The sequence below is a fragment of the Variovorax sp. TBS-050B genome (genome assembly GCF_029893635.1).
GTDB lineage: Bacteria > Pseudomonadota > Gammaproteobacteria > Burkholderiales > Burkholderiaceae_C > Variovorax.
Genome location: NZ_JARXYR010000002.1, coordinates 4,491,058 through 4,508,634, shown reverse-complemented (window position 1 = coordinate 4,508,634; position 17,577 = coordinate 4,491,058). Strand labels below are relative to the sequence as shown.

General features: G+C 67.7%; 18 protein-coding genes and 1 tRNA gene. 15 read left to right on the top strand and 4 right to left on the bottom strand.

Translation table 11 applies throughout. The features are described from left to right. Positions 1 to 105: 105 nt before the first annotated feature. Complete coding sequence (locus M2165_RS23995; RefSeq protein WP_280817072.1) at positions 106 to 1,302, bottom strand: amino acid aminotransferase; 1,197 nt, start codon at positions 1,300 to 1,302, stop codon at positions 106 to 108. A 104-nt stretch (positions 1,303 to 1,406) separates the two neighbouring features. Here M2165_RS23995 and uvrB point away from each other — a divergent pair, with 104 nt between their 5' ends. From uvrB to M2165_RS23925, 14 genes are all read left to right on the top strand, one after another. Next, positions 1,407 to 3,524 carry an excinuclease ABC subunit UvrB gene (uvrB, locus tag M2165_RS23990; protein ID WP_280817071.1) on the top strand — a complete coding sequence of 706 codons (2,118 nt, stop codon included), beginning with the start codon at positions 1,407 to 1,409 and terminating at the stop codon, positions 3,522 to 3,524. 238 nt (positions 3,525 to 3,762) lie between these two features. Continuing rightward, positions 3,763 to 4,299: a Fe-S cluster assembly transcriptional regulator IscR gene (gene iscR, locus M2165_RS23985; RefSeq protein ID WP_280817610.1), complete on the top strand. Its 537-nt coding sequence runs from the start codon at positions 3,763 to 3,765 to the stop codon at positions 4,297 to 4,299. 108 nt (positions 4,300 to 4,407) lie between these two features. Continuing rightward, positions 4,408 to 5,628, top strand: a complete 1,221-nt coding sequence (locus M2165_RS23980) for an IscS subfamily cysteine desulfurase (protein WP_280817070.1) — start codon at positions 4,408 to 4,410, stop codon at positions 5,626 to 5,628. A 50-nt stretch (positions 5,629 to 5,678) separates the two neighbouring features. Beyond that, positions 5,679 to 6,104, top strand: a complete 426-nt coding sequence (gene iscU / locus M2165_RS23975) for a Fe-S cluster assembly scaffold IscU (RefSeq protein ID WP_280817069.1) — start codon at positions 5,679 to 5,681, stop codon at positions 6,102 to 6,104. Position 6,105: 1 nt separating this feature from the next. Continuing rightward, entirely contained in the window at positions 6,106 to 6,429 is a 324-nt protein-coding gene (gene iscA, locus M2165_RS23970; protein ID WP_280817068.1) for an iron-sulfur cluster assembly protein IscA, read from the top strand. Between the two features lie 63 nt (positions 6,430 to 6,492). Further along, positions 6,493 to 7,011 carry a Fe-S protein assembly co-chaperone HscB gene (gene hscB, locus M2165_RS23965; protein WP_280817067.1) on the top strand — a complete coding sequence of 173 codons (519 nt, stop codon included), beginning with the start codon at positions 6,493 to 6,495 and terminating at the stop codon, positions 7,009 to 7,011. Between the two features lie 12 nt (positions 7,012 to 7,023). Next, positions 7,024 to 8,886, top strand: coding sequence for a Fe-S protein assembly chaperone HscA (gene hscA, locus M2165_RS23960; protein WP_280817066.1), 1,863 nt, complete (start codon positions 7,024 to 7,026; stop codon positions 8,884 to 8,886). A 7-nt stretch (positions 8,887 to 8,893) separates the two neighbouring features. Next, positions 8,894 to 9,232: an ISC system 2Fe-2S type ferredoxin gene (gene fdx / locus M2165_RS23955; RefSeq protein ID WP_280817065.1), complete on the top strand. Its 339-nt coding sequence runs from the start codon at positions 8,894 to 8,896 to the stop codon at positions 9,230 to 9,232. An 85-nt stretch (positions 9,233 to 9,317) separates the two neighbouring features. Beyond that, a complete protein-coding gene (gene dnaQ, locus M2165_RS23950; protein WP_280817064.1) occupies positions 9,318 to 10,028 on the top strand; it encodes a DNA polymerase III subunit epsilon in 711 nt (236 codons plus the stop codon). 93 nt (positions 10,029 to 10,121) lie between these two features. Further along, positions 10,122 to 10,196 (top strand) — tRNA-Val (locus M2165_RS23945). A 166-nt stretch (positions 10,197 to 10,362) separates the two neighbouring features. Next, the gene (locus M2165_RS23940) at positions 10,363 to 10,470 is read left to right on the top strand and encodes a stereocilin (RefSeq protein ID WP_280817063.1); all 108 of its coding nucleotides are present in this window, start codon (positions 10,363 to 10,365) and stop codon (positions 10,468 to 10,470) included. Between the two features lie 30 nt (positions 10,471 to 10,500). Continuing rightward, positions 10,501 to 11,604, top strand: coding sequence for an NAD(P)/FAD-dependent oxidoreductase (locus tag M2165_RS23935; RefSeq protein WP_280817062.1), 1,104 nt, complete (start codon positions 10,501 to 10,503; stop codon positions 11,602 to 11,604). 147 nt (positions 11,605 to 11,751) lie between these two features. Next, entirely contained in the window at positions 11,752 to 12,048 is a 297-nt protein-coding gene (locus M2165_RS23930; protein ID WP_280817061.1) for a DUF883 family protein, read from the top strand. Positions 12,049 to 12,102: 54 nt separating this feature from the next. Next, entirely contained in the window at positions 12,103 to 12,819 is a 717-nt protein-coding gene (locus tag M2165_RS23925) for a phage holin family protein (protein ID WP_280817060.1), read from the top strand. A gap of 25 nt (positions 12,820 to 12,844) precedes the next feature. Here the strand turns inward: M2165_RS23925 and M2165_RS23920 are convergent, their stop codons facing one another. Further along, positions 12,845 to 13,924 carry a quinone-dependent dihydroorotate dehydrogenase gene (locus tag M2165_RS23920; RefSeq protein WP_280817059.1) on the bottom strand — a complete coding sequence of 360 codons (1,080 nt, stop codon included), beginning with the start codon at positions 13,922 to 13,924 and terminating at the stop codon, positions 12,845 to 12,847. 40 nt (positions 13,925 to 13,964) lie between these two features. Here M2165_RS23920 and rpiA point away from each other — a divergent pair, with 40 nt between their 5' ends. Beyond that, positions 13,965 to 14,696 (top strand): ribose-5-phosphate isomerase RpiA, encoded by a 732-nt coding sequence (rpiA, locus tag M2165_RS23915; protein WP_280817058.1) that lies wholly within the window; start codon positions 13,965 to 13,967, stop codon positions 14,694 to 14,696. 48 nt (positions 14,697 to 14,744) lie between these two features. Here rpiA and M2165_RS23910 read toward each other — a convergent pair whose 3' ends face one another. Together M2165_RS23910 and M2165_RS23905 are read right to left on the bottom strand one after the other, a co-directional pair. Then, entirely contained in the window at positions 14,745 to 15,404 is a 660-nt protein-coding gene (locus M2165_RS23910) for a glutaredoxin family protein (RefSeq protein WP_280817057.1), read from the bottom strand. Between the two features lie 30 nt (positions 15,405 to 15,434). Next, positions 15,435 to 17,495 (bottom strand): M3 family metallopeptidase, encoded by a 2,061-nt coding sequence (locus M2165_RS23905; RefSeq protein ID WP_280817056.1) that lies wholly within the window; start codon positions 17,493 to 17,495, stop codon positions 15,435 to 15,437. Between the last annotated feature and the right edge of the window lie 82 nt (positions 17,496 to 17,577).

The following is a 17,577-nucleotide window of genomic DNA, read 5'->3' as shown; positions in this document are numbered from 1 at the left end:
CCGATGCAGCAGGCCGAACCCCATGCCGAACCCGGCATCAGGGGCGTTTTCGGCTCTGCTGTGAAGGAATTGTCGCCCGGCGAAATTCCTTCACGTTCCTGTCACCTAGATGACTTTGGCGATCGACGCGCAGACGTAGTCGATGTTCTTGCTGTTGAGCGCGGCGACGCACATGCGGCCGGTGTCGGTGCCGTACACGCCGAACTCGTTGCGCAGACGCACCATCTGGTCCTTGCTGAGGCCCGAATAGCTGAACATGCCGATCTGCGTCGTTATGAAGCTCATGTCTTCCTTCACGCCCGCGGCCTTCAGGCCGTCGACGAGCTTCTGGCGCATGGCCTTGATGCGGGTGCGCATCTCGCCGAGCTCCTTTTCCCAGAGCGCGCGGAGTTCGGCGTTGCCGAGCACCGCAGCCACGACGGCGCCGCCGTGGATCGGCGGGTTGCTGTAGTTGGTGCGGATCGCGATCTTGAGTTGGGACAGCACGCGGCCGGCTTCTTCCTTGTTCTCGCACAGCACCGAGAGGGCACCGACGCGCTCGCCGTAGAGGCTGAAGCTCTTCGAGAACGAGGTCGAGACGAAGAAGGTCAGGCCGGCGGCCACGAACTTGGCGACGGCCGCGCCGTCTTCCTTCAGGCCGTAGCCGAAGCCCTGGTAGGCCATGTCGAGGAAGGGCACGAGGCCCTTGGCCTTCACGGCGGCGACGACCTGGTCCCACTGCGCAGGGGTGATGTCGTAGCCGGTCGGGTTGTGGCAGCAGGCGTGCAGCACCACGACGGTGCCGGCGGGCGCTGCGTTGAGTGCGGCCAGCATGCCGTCGAAATCGACGCCGCGCTTGGCGGCGTCGTAGTAGGGGTAGCTTTCGACCTGGAAGCCGGCCTGGGTGAACAGCGCACGGTGGTTTTCCCAGCTCGGGTCGCTGATCAGCACCTTGGCGTTCGGGTTGAGCTTCTTGAGGAAGTCGGCGCCGACCTTGAGGCCGCCGGTGCCGCCGATGGCCTGGATGGTCGCGACGCGGCCCGACTGCACCGGCTCGCTGTCGGCGCCGAAGACCAGCGCCTTGACCGCGTTGTCGTAGGCTGCGATGCCGTCGATCGGCAGGTAGCCGCGGGCGGCGGGCGCCTTCATCATGTCCTGTTCGGCCGCCTGCACGCACTGGAGCAGCGGCAGCTTGCCGTTGTCGTCGTAGTAGACGCCGACGCCGAGATTGACCTTCTTGGGGTTGGTGTCGGCGGCGAACTGCTCGTTGAGGCCGAGGATCGGGTCGCGCGGTGCCATTTCGACCGCGGTGAACATAGACATGGAAAGGTCCTTTGGGTGAAAGCTTCGCTGGCAACCGGCAGGAGGTTTAAGCTTGCCGGTTGCCTTGAATTTTACCGGCCGCGCGCCATCTGTCGGGAACAGCCATGCCAGAGAACAACGAAGCCATAGCAGACCTGAAGAAGCTCGACCCCATCGGTCCGTCGAAGCAGGGCGAGTTCGTCAAATTTCCGGGCTCGCCGTTCGAGCTCTACCAGCCCTATCCGCCGGCCGGCGATCAGCCGAAGGCGATCGAAGGGCTGGTCGAGGGCGTGCTCGACGGCGAGGTCTACCAGACGCTGCTGGGCGTCACGGGGTCGGGCAAGACCTTCACCATGGCCAACGTGATCGCGCGGCTCGGCCGCCCGGCGATCGTCTTCGCGCCCAACAAGACGCTGGCGGCCCAGCTCTACAGCGAGTTCCGCGAGTTCTTTCCGAAGAACGCCGTCGAGTACTTCGTGAGCTACTACGACTACTACCAGCCCGAGGCCTACGTGCCGCAGCGCGACCTGTTCATCGAGAAGGACTCCTCGATCAACGAGCACATCGAGCAGATGCGGCTGTCGGCCACCAAGAGCGTGCTCGAGCGGCGCGACACGGTCATCGTGGCCACGGTGAGCGCGATCTACGGCATCGGCACGCCCGAGGACTACACGCAGATGCGTTTCATCATGCGGGTGGGCGACAAGATCGGCCAGCGCGACGTGATCGGACGGCTGATCCGCATGCAGTACACGCGCAACGAGCAGGATTTCTCCCGCGGCACCTTCCGCGTGCGCGGCGACACCATCGACGTGTTCCCGGCCGAGCACAGCGAACTGGCGATCCGCATCGAGCTGTTCGACGACGAGATCGAGACGCTGCAGCTGTTCGACCCGCTCACCGGGCGCATCCGCCAGAAGATCCCGCGCTTCACGGTCTATCCGTCGAGCCACTACGTGACGCCGCGCGACAAGGTGCTGGGCGCCGTCGAAACCATCAAGATCGAGCTGGCGGAGCGGCTCAAGGAGTTCGTCTCGCAGGGCAAGCTGGTCGAGGCGCAGCGGCTGGAGCAGCGCACCCGCTTCGACCTCGAGATGCTGGCCGAGATCGGCCACTGCAAGGGCATCGAGAACTACACCCGCCATCTCTCGGGCGCCGCGCCGGGCCAGCCACCCGCCACGCTGACGGACTACCTGCCGAAGGACGCGCTGATGTTCCTCGACGAGAGCCACCAGATGGTCGGCCAGCTCGGCGGCATGTACAACGGCGACCGGGCGCGCAAGACCACGCTGGTCGAATACGGCTTCCGCCTGCCGAGCGCGCTCGACAACCGGCCGCTCAAGCTCGAGGAGTTCGAGGCGCGCGTGCGGCAGTGCATCTTCGTCTCGGCCACGCCGGCCGACTACGAGAAGCAGCACACCGGCAACGTGGTCGAGCAGCTCGTGCGGCCGACCGGCCTGATCGATCCCGAGGTGGAGGTGCGCCCGGCCACGCACCAGGTCGACGACGTGCTGGGCGAGATCCGCATCCGCGTCGAGAAGAACGAGCGGGTGCTGATCACCACGCTGACCAAGCGCATGGCCGAGCAGCTGACCGACTACCTCGGCGACAACGGCGTGAAGGTGCGCTACCTGCACAGCGACGTCGACACGGTCGAGCGCGTGGAGATCCTGCGCGACCTGCGCCTCGGCACCTTCGACGTGCTGGTGGGGATCAACCTGCTGCGCGAGGGGCTGGACATCCCCGAGGTGTCGCTGGTCGCGATCCTCGACGCCGACAAGGAAGGCTTCCTGCGTGCCGAGCGCTCGCTGATCCAGACCATCGGCCGCGCGGCGCGCAACCTGAACGGCAAGGCCATCCTCTACGCCGACCGGATGACCGATTCGATGAAGAAGGCCATCGACGAGACCGAACGCCGCCGCGCACGGCAGATCGCCCACAACGAAGCCAACGGCATCACGCCGCGCAGCATCAACAAGCAGGTGCGCGACCTGATCGACGGCGTCTACAGCGAAAAGAGCGGCAAGGAAGCGGCCAAGCTCGAACTGGAGCGCGCCAAGGTCGAGGACATGAGCGAAAAGGACATCGCCCGCGAGATCAAGCGGCTCGAAAAGCTCATGATGGAGCACGCCCGCAACCTCGAATTCGAGAAGGCGGCCCGGGTGCGCGACCAGCTCGCGCTACTGCGGGAGCAGGCCTTCGGGGCCTCGGGCGGCGACAATATCGTCGTGCTGCCGTCCTAAGGCGCAGCCCGTTCTTCATCAAGTGGGTACCCGCTGGGGTTTACCCGAGCAGACTCCGGGGATATCTGCTATACTTGAGCGAAATACTCAACAACAAGAAAAAAGAACTTCGCGATGAAGGTTCGACTCCCACCGGCTGGTTCACCAGCGCCGGGGGTCGGGCAGGGCGGAGACGAAGGTCACCGCGGCTCCTCGAGCCGGGTGTCGTTTCAACGGTAAGCACTTGAAGGAGCTTGCGATGCGTCTCACTACCAAAGGCCGTTTTGCGGTCACAGCAATGATCGATCTGGCGTTGCGTCAGAACACCGGTCCGGTCACGCTGGCTGCGATCAGCCAGCGGCAGCAGATTTCGTTGTCGTACCTCGAGCAGCTGTTCGGCAAACTGCGCCGCCACGAGCTGGTCGAGTCGACCCGCGGCCCCGGCGGCGGCTACAGCCTCGGCCGCAAGGCTGCGGATATCACCGTCGCAGACATCATTGTTTCCGTCGATGAACCCATCGATGCCACCCAGTGCGGCGGCAAGGAAAACTGCCTCGGCGAGCAGGGCCGCTGCATGACGCACGAGCTCTGGGCCTCGCTGAACCAGCGCATGGTCGAGTTCCTCGATTCGGTCACGCTGCAGAAGCTCGTCGACGACCAGATCGCCAAGGGCGTCCAGATCGAGAACAAGCCGGTCGTGAAACGCGCGATCTCGGCGCAGCCGGTGGTCAAGCCGATCCGCGTGAACGCGCCGAATTCGGTCTTCGCACTGGGCAACGCCTTCGCCAAGTCCTGAGGGCGGCGGCAGCGTCATCCGATTGGCGCGGCGCCTGCGGGCGCCGCGGCGAGAAAAGCTTTTCGACAGACATCGACACATAACAACCCACGCCAGCACGAGCCAGCCATGGACGTAACTCCTCATTTCCCGATCTATCTCGACTACGGCGCCACCACGCCGGTCGACCCGCGCGTGGTCGACGCCATGATTCCCTGGTTGCGCGATCACTTCGGCAACCCGGCGTCGCGCAGCCACGCCTGGGGCTGGGAGGCTGAAGAGGCGGTCGAGAAGGCACGCGGCTACGTGGCCGAGCTCATCGGCGCCGATCCGCGCGAGATCGTCTGGACCTCCGGCGCGACCGAGTCGAACAACCTCGCGCTCAAGGGCGCGGCGCATTTCTACAAGGGCAAGGGCAAGCACCTCATCACGGTGAAGACCGAGCACAAGGCGGTGCTCGACACCATGCGCGAGCTCGAGCGCCAGGGCTTCGAGGTCACGTACATGGACGTCGAGGAAAACGGCCTGCTCGACCTCGAGAAGTTCAAGGCCGCGATCCGTCCCGACACCATCCTCGCGAGCGTGATGTTCGTGAACAACGAGATCGGCGTCATTCAGGACATGGCCGCGCTGGGCAATGCCTGCCGCGAGAAGGGCGTGATCTTCCACGTCGACGCGGCCCAGGCCACCGGCAAGGTCGAGATCGACATCGCCAAGCTGCCGATCGACCTCATGAGCCTGGCTTCGCACAAGACCTACGGCCCCAAGGGCATCGGCGCGCTGTACGTGCGCCGCAAGCCGCGCGTGCGGCTCGAGGCGCAGATGCACGGCGGCGGCCATGAGCGCGGCATGCGCTCGGGCACGCTGCCCACGCACCAGATCGTGGGCATGGGCGAGGCCTTCCGCATCGCCAGGCTCGAGATGAAGGAAGACATCGCCAAGGCCGCACGCCTGCAGAAGCGACTGCTCGACGGCCTGAAGGACGTGGAGCAGGTGTTCATCAATGGCGACCTCGAGCGCCGCGTGCCGCACAACCTCAACATGAGCTTCAACTACGTCGAGGGCGAGTCGCTGATCATGGGCATCAAGGGCCTGGCGGTGTCGTCGGGTTCGGCCTGCACCTCGGCCAGCCTGGAGCCGAGCTACGTGCTGCGCGCCCTCGGCCGCAGCGACGAACTGGCGCACAGCAGCCTGCGCATGACCATCGGCCGCTTCACGACCGAAGAAGAAATCGACTACGCCGTCTCGACCATCAAGCACAACGTGGCGAAGCTGCGCGAACTGAGCCCGCTGTGGGAGATGTTCCAGGACGGCGTCGACATCAGCACGATCCAGTGGTCGGCGCACTGACGCAGGCCGCCAACGAGCTCCACGATTGAACAAAGTTTGAGAGGTACACCATGGCATATTCTTCCAAGGTCATCGACCACTACGAGAACCCGCGCAACGTCGGCTCCTTCGAAAAGGGCGACGATTCGGTCGGCACCGGCATGGTCGGCGCGCCGGCCTGCGGCGACGTCATGAAGCTGCAGATCAAGGTCAACCCCGAAACCGGCGTGATCGAAGATGCGCGCTTCAAGACCTACGGCTGCGGCTCGGCCATCGCCTCGTCCTCGCTCGTGACCGAATGGGTCAAGGGCAAGACGCTCGACGAAGCGGCTGCGCTCAAGAACGCGCAGATCGCCGAAGAGCTGGCGCTGCCGCCGGTCAAGATCCACTGCTCCATCCTCGCGGAAGACGCGATCAAGGCCGCAGTGAGCGACTACAAGGCCAAGCATGGCGCGAAGAGCGGCAGCGCCGCAGCCGCCACGGAAGCCGTCCACTGACATGGCCGTCACGCTGACAGACGCCGCTGCGCGACACGTCACCCGCTACCTCGGCAAGCGGGGCAAGGGCGTGGGCGTGCGGCTGGGCGTGAAGACCACCGGCTGCTCGGGCCTGGCCTACAAGCTCGAATACGTGGACGAACCTTCGCCCGAAGACGTGATCTTCGAAGACCACGGCGTGAAGGTGCTGGTCGATCCCAAGAGCCTCGCCTACATCGACGGCACGCAGCTCGATTTCGTGCGCGAGGGCCTCAATGAGGGCTTCAGGTTCAACAACCCGAACGAGCGCGACCGCTGCGGTTGCGGCGAAAGCTTTCGCATCTGATGCATCGTCGCTGACCGCGACCACGGCCGCCACCATGTCATGTGCTGGCGGTTTTTTCTTGCCATGAATCTGAACGACACCGACTTCGAACTGTTCGCCGTGCCGGCGACCTTCGCGCAGGACCGCGCCGTGCTCGACGCGCGCTGGAAGGAACTGCAGCGCGAGGCGCATCCGGACCGCTTCGCGGCGCAGGGCGCGGCCGCGCAGCGCATGGCGATGCAGTGGTCGGTGCGCATCAACGAGGCCTACCAGCGGCTCAAGGATCCGATCCGGCGCGCGAGCTACCTCTGCGAGCTGAACGGCGCGCCGCTGAATGCCGAGAACAACACGGCGATGCCGCCCGACTTCCTGATGCAGCAGATGGAATGGCGCGAGGCGCTCGACGATGCCGACGATCTCGCGGCGGTGGAACGGCTGCAGGCCGAGGTCGAGGCCGGCCGCGCGCGTGCGCTGTCGTCGCTCGACTGGCTGATCGACGAGAAGGGCGACTACCCGGCCGCCGCGCAGCAGGTGAGAGCCCTCATGTTCATTGAGCGCTTCGGACAGGACGTCGAAGCCAGATTCGATCAGTTGGGACAATAAGTCCTCATTCCTATGGCTCTTCTTCAGATTTCCGAACCCGGCCAGGCGCCCGATCCGCACCAGCGCCGCATCGCCGTGGGCATCGACCTCGGCACCACGCATTCGCTGGTGGCCGCGGTGCGCAACGGCGTGGCCGAATGCCTGCCCGACGACCAGGGCCGCGTGCTGCTGCCCTCGGTGGTGCGCTATCTTGCGGACGACCGCCGCCAGATCGGCTTCGACGCCGTGGCGGCACGCGGGCAGGACCCCGCCAACACGATCACCTCGGTCAAGCGCCTCATGGGCCGTGGCCTCGGTGACATTTCGAACCGCGAATCGATGTCCTACCGCATCGACGGCAGCGGCGACGGCGGCATGGTCAAGGTGCACACGCTGGCCGGCCAGAAGTCGCCGGTGGAGATCAGCGCGGAGATTCTCGCCACGCTGCGCTACCGCGCCGAGGACACCTTCAACGACGATCTCTACGGCGCGGTCATCACCGTGCCCGCGTACTTCGACGAGGGCCAGCGCCAGGCCACCAAGGATGCCGCGCAGCTCGCCGGCCTCAACGTGCTGCGCCTCATCAGCGAGCCCACGGCGGCGGCCATCGCCTACGGCCTCGACAACGCGAGCGAAGGCGTCTATGCAGTCTACGACCTCGGCGGCGGCACCTTCGACATCTCGATCCTGCGGCTCACGCAGGGCGTGTTCGAGGTGATCGCCACGGGCGGCGATTCGGCGCTCGGCGGCGACGACTACGACCATGCGCTCGCGGGCTTCGTGCTGGCGCAGACCGGCGCCCGCACCGAAAGCGATGCCGACCGCGCCGCGATGCTCGTCGCGGCCCGCGCGGCGAAGGAGGCGCTGACCGATGCCGCCTCGACCGGCTTCCGCGCGGAACTCGCGAGCGGCACGGTCGATTTCGCACTCTCGCGCGAGCAGTTCGATGCCGCCACCAAGCCGCTCACCGACCGCACGATCGCCGCGGTGCGCAAGGCGCTGCGCGATGCGAAGCTCAAGCCCGAGGACCTGCAGGGCATCGTGCTCGTCGGCGGCTCCACGCGCATGCCGCAAGTGCGGCGCGCGGTGGCCGGGTTCTTCGGCCGCGAGCCGCTGGTCAACCTCAATCCCGACGAAGTGGTGGCGCTCGGCGCCGCGATCCAGGCCAACCAGCTCGCGGGCAACAGCGGCGCCGGCGACCTGCTGCTGCTCGACGTGATTCCGCTGTCGCTAGGCATCGAGACCATGGGCGGCCTGGTGGAACGCATCGTGCCGCGCAACCAAACCATTCCCACAGCGATGGCGCAGGACTTCACGACCTACCAGGACGGCCAGACCGCGCTGGCACTCCACGTGGTGCAGGGCGAGCGCGATCTCGTGGCCGACTGCCGCAGCCTGGCGCGCTTCACGCTGCGCGGCATTCCGCCGATGGCCGCCGGCGCGGCGCGGATCCGCGTGACCTTCACCGTCGATGCCGACGGCCTGCTCAGCGTCAGCGCGAAGGAGCAGACCAGCGGCGTCGAAGCCAGCGTGGCGGTCAAGCCTTCGTACGGCCTGTCGGACGACCAGATCGCGACCATGCTGCAGGAAAGCTTCTCGACCGCGCAGCAGGACATGCAGGCGCGCGCACTCGTGGAAGCGCGCGTGGACGCCGAGCGCATGCTGCTCGCGACGCAGAGCGCGCTCGATGCGGACGGCGACCTGCTGAGCGCCCAGGAGCGCAGCGTCATCGATGCCTCGATGACGCGCCTGCGCGAAGCCGCGGCCGGCAGCGATGCGGCGGCCATCGAAGGCGCCACCAAGGCGCTGGCCCAGGACACCGAAGCCTTCGCGGCGCAGCGCATGAACGCGGGCATCGCGCGGGCGCTGTCGGGCCGCAAGGTCGAATCACTCTAAGAACCACATGCCGATCATCAAGATACTGCCGCACCCCGAGTACTGCCCCGAGGGTGCAGAGATCAAGGCGCCCACCGGCACCTCGATCTGCGAGGCGCTGCTCGACAACCACATCGACATCGAACACGCGTGCGAGATGAGCTGCGCCTGCACCACCTGCCACGTGATCGTGCGCAAGGGCTTCGATTCGCTCAACGAAGCCGAGGAGGGCGAGGAAGACCTGCTCGACCGCGCCTGGGGCCTGGAGCCACAATCGCGCCTGAGCTGCCAGGCCATCCTGGCGAAGGAAGACCTGACGGTCGAGATCCCGAAGTATTCGATCAACCACGCCAAGGAAAACCACTGATGAGCGCAGCGCCGGGCCGCCCCAGGCAAGCTCGCACCCTTTCGGGGGGCGGCGAGGACACGAAGTTCCGAGCGAGGGGGCACGCATGACGCGCCAGATCGTCCTCGACACCGAGACCACCGGCCTGTCCGCCGAGAACGGCGACCGCATCATCGAGCTCGGCTGCGTCGAGCTGTTCGCGCGCAAGCTCACGGGCAACGACCTGCACATCTACTTCAACCCGGAGCGCGAGAGCCACGAGGACGCGCTCAAGGTGCACGGCCTCACGACCGACTTCCTGCGCGACAAGCCGAAGTTCGCCACGCTCGCGAACGACATCGTCGAGTACCTGCGCGGCGCCGAGCTGATCATCCACAACGCGGCCTTCGACGTCGGCTTCCTCAACAAGGAGTTCGAGCGCGCCGGCCTGCCGCCGCTGCAGAGCTTCGTCGGCGAAGTGACCGACACGCTTGCGATGGCGAAGCAGGTCTACCCGGGGAAGCGCAATTCGCTCGATGCGCTGTGCGACCGCTTCGGCGTGGACCGTTCGAACCGCACCTTCCACGGCGCCAAGCTCGACGCGCAGCTGCTGGCCGACGTCTACATCAACCTCACGCGCGGCCAGGATGCGCTGCTGATCGATGTAGCCGCGAACGAGCCTGCGCAGGGCGGCACGACCGTGGTCGCCATCGACCTGAGCCAGTTCGAGCTGCCGGTCATCATGGCCGGGGAGCAGGAGCTCGCAGCGCACGAGGCGCTGTTGTCGCAGCTCGACAAATCGAGCAACGGCCGCACGCTGTTTCGGCAAAACGGCTGAGTTTCTCTGGAACGGCCAAAATCCTGTGGCATAATCTAAGGCTTCGCACAGCGCGATTCACGCCAGGGCAGCAGACGCAGCCAAGGCTGAAAAGGGCGGTTAGCTCAGGGGTAGAGCACAGCATTCACACTGCTGGGGTCGGAGGTTCGAAGCCTCCACCGCCCACCAGATTTCTCAGGCAAAAAGCGACCAGGGTCATCCCGGTCGCTTTTTTTGTTGGCGCGCCCGCTTTCGATTTGCCTGCTGTCGGCCCGTGCTGACGCCAGCTGCCGTCGCATGCCGGCTGCATCGGCTGCCGATGCGCCTAGAACGGGCGCAAAGGAGACGATCGATCATGGCCACACATCCCGATCTTCCGCCCGACCTGCCCGTGGAGCCCGACGAGGGGCCGAGCAACCCGCCGGACGACGAACCCACCGAACCCGAGCCGCCGCCGTCCTGATCCCGGCATCGGCCGCGCTAAGCTCGCGGCATGGACGAACTCGATTGCGCCGTCATCGGCGGTGGTGTGGTGGGCCTGGCCGTGGCGCGTGCGTTGGCGCTGGCGGGCAGGGAAGTGGTGGTGCTCGAATCGGAGGGTGCGATCGGCACCGGCACCAGTTCCCGCAACAGCGAAGTGATTCACGCCGGCATCTACTATCCACAAGGATCGCTGAAGGCCCGGCTCTGCGTGGAAGGGCGCCAGGCGCTCTACGAATACGCCGCCGAGCGCGGTGTGCCGCACCGGCGTTGCGGCAAGCTCATCGTGGCGACCTCCGCCGAGCAGGTGGGGCAGCTCGAAACGATCCGCGCCAAGGCGGCGGCCAATGGCGTCGACGACCTCGAGATGATCACGGCCCGGCAGGCGGCGGCGATGGAGCCGCAGCTGCATTGCGTCGCCGCGCTGCATTCCCCGGGCACCGGCATCGTCGACAGCCATGCGTTGATGCTGAGCCTGCTCGGCGACCTGGAGAACGCGGGCGGCATGCTGGCGCTGAAATCGCCGGTCGCGCGCGCCGAGTGCGGCGCCGATGCCATCGTGCTGATCGCGGAGGATGGCACGGCACTGCGCTGCAACACCGTGGTCAACGCCGCCGGGCTCGGTGCACCCGGGCTCGCGCGCCGCTTCGAGGGGCTGCCGGCAGCGGCGGTGCCGAAGGCCTGGTTCGCGAAGGGCAGCTATTTCACCCTGTCGGGCCGCGCGCCGTTCGGACGCCTGATCTATCCGGTGCCCGAGCCCGGCGGCCTGGGCGTGCACCTGACGATCGACCTGGGCGGCCAGGCGAAGTTCGGGCCGGACGTGCAATGGGTGGAATCGGTGGACGACCTCGTGGTGGACCCTGCGCGCGGCGACGGCTTCTACGCCGAGGTGCGCAAGTACTGGCCTGCGCTGCCCGATGGCGGGCTCATCCCGGGTTACGCGGGCATGCGGCCGAAGATCTCCGGGCCGCACGAGCCCGCGAGCGACTTCGTCATCGACGGGCCTGCGACGCACGGGGTGCGCGGGCTGGTCAATCTTTTCGGCATCGAATCGCCGGGGCTCACGAGTTGCCTCGCCATCGGCCGTCACGTGGCGCAGATGGTCGCGTCCGCCTGAGCGGCGGCAATGGCCGCGCGCTCATGTGCAGAAGTCTACGAATCCGCGATGCATGAGGGGCTTTTGTGCCTGTAACATGACACCACGCCATTTGCTGGCGTGAAGCCGCCGGCGCGTTGCCGGTGTCATCACGGAGGACAGATTCCAATGAGTGCATCCAACAACATCGAAGCAGCAGCTGAAGACATCGCGAGCGACGTTCGCGGCGTGCTGGCCAGCAAGGACCTGGATTCGGTTCCCCACATCAAGGCGCTGCGCCAGCGCATCGACTCCAAGCTCGCGATCGCCCGCGAACTCGCTGCCGAGAAGAGCAAGCTCGCCGCGAAGAAGGCGCGCGAAGCGGCCACCTCGGCCAATGCCTACGCCCATGACGAACCGTGGCAGATCGCCGGCGCAGCGCTGGCCGTCGGCGTGCTGGTGGGCCTGCTGCTTGGCCGCCGCTGACCTGAACGCACCCCGCCGCCTCGCTTCCGGCCTCTGCCGGTGGGGAGGCCGCGCATGAAGCTGCTGTCCTTGTTCGGGCTCGACGCCCGCCTGCGGCGCCTGCGCATTGCGGCGGCCGAAGGCGCACTCGCCGCCGAAGACCGCATGCAGCTCCTGCGCATGGCGTGGGAGGACGAGAAGCAGCGCCTGAAGATGGCGCTGGCGCTCGTGGTGGCGGTGGGCGGCCTGACCACGGTGGCCGCGGCCTTGCTGTCCATGGCGGTGGTGGTCCATTTCTGGGACACGCCGCACCGCATTGCCGCGGCATGGTGGGTGGCCGGCGTGTGGGCGCTGCTCTGGCTCGGTGCCGCGATCGGCCTGCTCCTGACGCTTCGCCGCGCCTCGAACAGCTTCGTGCCCGCGCGGCGCGAGTTCGAGCGCGACTGGGCCTGGGTGCAGGAGAGCTTCGGCATCGGCAAGGACCCCGACGCGGACGAAGAGGCACCGCGGCCGCGGCGCCCGGCCACGCGCGAGGAGCTGCTCGCCCGCATGGAGCGGCAGCGCGAGCGCATCGCCACGCTGCAGGCGCCGCGTACCGACGCCTCTGCCGCTGCGGGCGCCCCGAAAGCCCCGCCGGCCGACGAAACGGCCGGTGCCGCGGCGCTGCGGATCGCGAAGGAGCATCCGGTGGCCGTCGGCGCGGCGGCCGCCATCGCGCTGGTGGTGGTCCGCCCCAGGCGGCTCCTGCGCTGGACGGCGTTCATTGCGCCGGTGCTCTGGCGCATGCGCTGAGAAGAAAGAAAAAGCGAAGGCCGGCTCAGGCCACGCTGCGGCCCTGCTGCAGCAAAGCCTGCGCCGCTTCGCGCACGAGCCCGGGGCCGCGGTAGATGAGCCCGGTGTAGATCTGCACCACGTCGGCACCGGCCGCGATCTTGGCCATGGCATCGGCCGCGCTCAGGATGCCGCCCACCCCGATGATCGGAAAGCCCGGCCCCAGCGCCGCGCGCAGCTGCGCGACCACGCGGTTGCTGGCTTCGCGCACCGGCGCGCCCGAGAGACCGCCGGCTTCATCGGCATGCGGCAGGCCGGCCACCGCGTCGCGGGCGAGCGTGGTGTTGGTGGCGATCACGCCGTCCATGCCGTGGCGCCGCAGCGTCGCGGCGATGAGGGCGACCTGCTGCTCCTCCAGATCGGGCGCGATCTTCACGAACAGCGGAACGCGCCGGCCGCTCTGGGCGGCGAGCGCTTCACGCCGCTGGGCCAGCGCACCCAGCAGCGCATCGAGCGCCTCGTCGCTCTGCAGCGAGCGCAGGTTGGCCGTGTTGGGGCTGGAGATGTTGATCGTCACGTAGTCCGCATGCGGGTACACGCCGTCTAGGCAGGCGACATAGTCATCCACCGCGCGTTCGATCGGCGTGCTCGCGTTCTTGCCGATGTTGAGGCCCAGCAGCATCGGCGGCTTGCCGTCACGCGCGGCCTGGCGGAACCGCGCCTTCTGCACGTTGGCGAGGAAGGCGGCCAGGCCTTCGTTGTTGAAGCCGAGGCGGTTGATCAGCGCATGGCGGGCGGGCAGCCGGAACATGCGCGGTTTCGGATTGCCGGGCTGCGCCCGGGGCGTGACCGTGCCGACCTCGACGAAGCCGAAACCCATGGCCGCGAAGGCATCGATGCAGCGCGCGTTCTTGTCGAGTCCCGCCGCGAGGCCCACGCGGTTGGGAAAGCGCAGCCCGGCGAGCGTGACCGCATCCTCCACGCGGGCGGCGGCGTAGGTGCAGGCCAGCGGCGTGTTCTGGGTGCGGGCCAGGCCGTCGAGCGTCAGTTCGTGGGCATGCTCCGGGTCCAGACCGAACAGGAAGGGCCGGGCCAGGCCGTAGAGCGAGGAAGGTAGCAGGGGCATCGGATAATTCTCGACTTCAATGAGCCAAGGATTCTCCGCGATGACCGCACCCGTTTCTCCCGCTTCCACTTCGTCCGGCACCCCGGCCGCCGGCGCGATCTCCCAGGACGAACTCAAGGCGCAGGTCGGCCGCGCCGCGTTGGCCTACGTGACCCCGGGCGAAATCGTCGGCGTGGGGACCGGCTCGACGGTGAACAAGTTCATCGATGCGCTGGCCGCCATCAAGGACCAGATCCGGGGCGCGGTCTCGAGCTCGGTGGCCTCGACCGAGCGCCTGCGCGCGCTGGGCATTGCGGTGTTCGACAGCAACGAGGTCGAGGAACTCGGCGTCTACATCGACGGCGCCGACGAGATCGATCACCGCGGCTTCATGATCAAGGGCGGCGGCGCGGCGCTCACGCGCGAGAAGATCGTCGCGGCGCAGTCTCGGCGTTTCGTCTGCATCGCCGACGAATCCAAGCTCGTGCAGACGCTCGGCGCCTTTCCGCTGCCGGTGGAGGTGATTCCGATGGCGGCGCGCCGCGTCATGCGCCAGTTCGAGGCGATGGGCGGGGTGGCCCAGGTGCGTGAAAAGGAAGGGCTGCCGCTGGTGACCGACAACGGCCAGCACATCGTCGACGTGACCGGCCTGCGCATCAGCGAACCGGTGGCGTTCGAGTCGGAAGTCAGCCAGTGGCCCGGCGTGGTCACCGTGGGTGTGTTCGCGCACCAGAAGGCCCATGTCTGCCTGCTCGGCACGCCTGCGGGCGTGCGGACGCTGCAGTTCGACTGAGCCGCGACAAGCGAGCGCCGCCGAGCCGTCACCGGTCGGCGGCGGCCGTCAGAACTTGATGCCGGCCGGATTGCTCGGCGTCGGCCCGCTGGGCGCGGGGGCGGCGGGTTGCGGGGCCGCCGCGGGCTGCGCTGCCGCGGGTGCAGCGGGTGCCGCGGGCGCCTGCTGCTGGGCGGCGACCAGCGGCCGTGCCGGCGGGTTGCGGTAGCCGGCGGGCAGGCTGTTGCTCTTGGGGTAGCCTGCCGCGTCGAGGTACTGCGACCATTCCACGTCCGAAAAGCCCTTGAGCTGCTGCGAGCCGACGGTCAGCAGCGGCAGCGACACCTGGCTGCTCAGGCGCTGCAGCGCCTCGACGTCCAGGTTGCTCTTCACGATGCGTTCCTCGAACGGAATGCCGCGCGTGACGAGCAGCGAGCGCGCCGCGCCGCAGGGCGCGCAGTCCTCGCCGCTGTAGAGCGTGACGGGATAGCGCTGCGCGACCTGCCGCAGTTCGTACGGCAAGCCGGCATTGGCCGGCGGCACGATGCCCGCCTGCGGCGCAGCGGCCGGCTCGGTGCTGGCGCTCGGCGCGCGGTCCGAGAAGGTGACCTTGCCGTTCTTGTCGACGTTGCGGTAGATCGGCTGGGCCATGGCGCCGGCGGCGGCCAGCAGCAGGACGAGGCCGGCCAGGCGCGGCAAGGAGGATGTCGGGTGGGTCATCGGATGCATCGCCCGAGTATCGCAAGCTTCAGGCCCGCATCAAGCGGGCTCGGCCTGCGCCATGCCCTGGTGTCGCAGCAGCGCGTCAAGCTGGGGCTCGCGGCCGCGGAAAGCCTTGAACGACTCCATGGCGCTGCGGCTGCCGCCGGCTTCGAGGATGGCCTGGCGGTACCTGCGGCCGGTCTCGATGTCGGGCTGGCCGTCGGCCCCCATGGTTTCCTCGAAGGCCGCGTAGGCGTCGGCGCTCAGCACCTCGGCCCATTTGTAGCTGTAGTAGCCGGCCGCATAGCCGCCCGAGAAGATGTGGCTGAAGGTGTTCGGCGTGCGGCTGAACGGGGGCGAAGGCATCACCGCCACTTCGGCGCGCACCTTGGCGAGCAGCGCGAGCACGCCGCCCGCGGGCGCGGCCGACGCCTGGTACTCGGTGTGCAGCAGCATGTCGAACAGCGAGAACTCGATCTGGCGCAGCGTCTGCAGCCCGCTCTGGAAGTTCTTGGCCGCGGTCATCTTGTCGAACAGCGCGCGCGGCAGCGGCTCGCCGGTGTCGACGTGGGCGGTCATGTGCCGGAGCACGTCCCACTCCCAGCAGAAGTTCTCCATGAACTGGCTCGGCAGTTCCACGGCGTCCCATTCGACGCCGCTGATGCCGGAGACGTCGCGCTCGTCCACCTGCGTGAGCATGTGGTGCAGGCCGTGGCCGAATTCGTGGAAGAGGGTGGTCACGTCGTCGTGCGTGAGCAGCGGCGGCTTGCCGTCCACGCCGCTCGCGAAGTTGCATACGAGCTGCGCCACCGGCGTCTGCAGCGTGCCGCTGTCGGGGCGCAGCCAGCGGGCGCGCACGTCGTCCATCCAGGCGCCGCCGCGCTTGGCCGCGCGCGCGGACGGGTCGAGGTAGAACTGCCCGACCTTCTGCGGACCGTCGGCGGTCTGCCGTTCGATGCGGTAGAACTCGACGCTCGGATGCCAGGTCGGCGCGCTGTCGCGGCGGATGCTCACCTCGAACAGGGTCTCGACGATCTTGAACAGGCCCGCCATGACCTTCGGCGCCGGGAAGTACTGCTTGACCTCCTGCTCGCTGAACGCATAGCGCGCTTCCTTGAGCTTCTCGCCGACGTAGGTCCAGTCCCAGGGCTGCGGATCGGCGATGCCGAGCTGCTCCGAGGCGAAGACGCGCAGGTCCGCGAGGTCGCGCTCGCCATAGGGCTTGGCCTTGGCCGCGAGGTCGCGCAGGAACTTGATCACCTGCTCGGGCGATTCGGCCATCTTCGGCACGACCGAGAGCTCGCCGTAGTTCCTGTAGCCCAGGAGCCGGGCCTCTTCCTCGCGCAGCAGCAGGATCTCGTTGATGAGCACCGTGTTGTCGAAGGCCGGGTCGCCGAGTTCGCTGGCGCGCGTGACGTAGGCGCGGTAGAGCGTCTCGCGCAGCGCGCTGCTCTTCGCGAACTGCATCACGGGCAGGTAGCAGGGCATCTTGAGCGTGAGCTTGTAGCCGTCCTTGCCCTCGGCCTCGGCGGTCGCGCGCGCCGCGCTCACCACGTCTTCGGGCACGCCCTCGAGTTCGCCGAACTGGGCGTAGTAGGCGAAGGCGTCGGTCGCATCCAGCGCGTTCTCGCTGAACTTCTGGCTCAACTCGGCCTGGCGCTCCTGGATCTCGGCGAAGCGCTTCTTGGCTTCGCCCTGCAGTTCGGCGCCGCCGAGCACGAAGTTGCGCACCGCGTTGCGATGCGCCTGGCGCTGCTCCGGATTCAGCGTGGACGGGTCGATGGCCTTGTACTTGGCATAGAGCCGCTCGTCGGAACCGAGCCGGGTCCAGAAGGCGGTGACGCGCGGCATCGCCTCGTTGTAGGCGGCACGCAGTTCCGGCGTATCGGCCACGGCGTTGAGATGGCCGACGGCGCCCCAGGCGCGGCTGAAGCGCTCGGAGGCCACGTCGAGCACCCTGGAGATCGCGTTCCAGTCGGCCGGGAAGTCGGCCGCGGTCACGGTCTGCAGCGCCTTCTCGGCATCGGCGAGCAGCGTGTCGACGGCGGGCGCGACATGCTCGGGCCGGATGCGATCGAACAGCGGCAGGTCGGTGAAGTCCAGGAGGGGGTTGGTCATGTCAGGCATTTCCTTGGCTCGCGCAGCGAGGCCGTTCGGGAACCACCGCGGAACCGGCTTTGCCGGCCACGCTGGTGGTGCC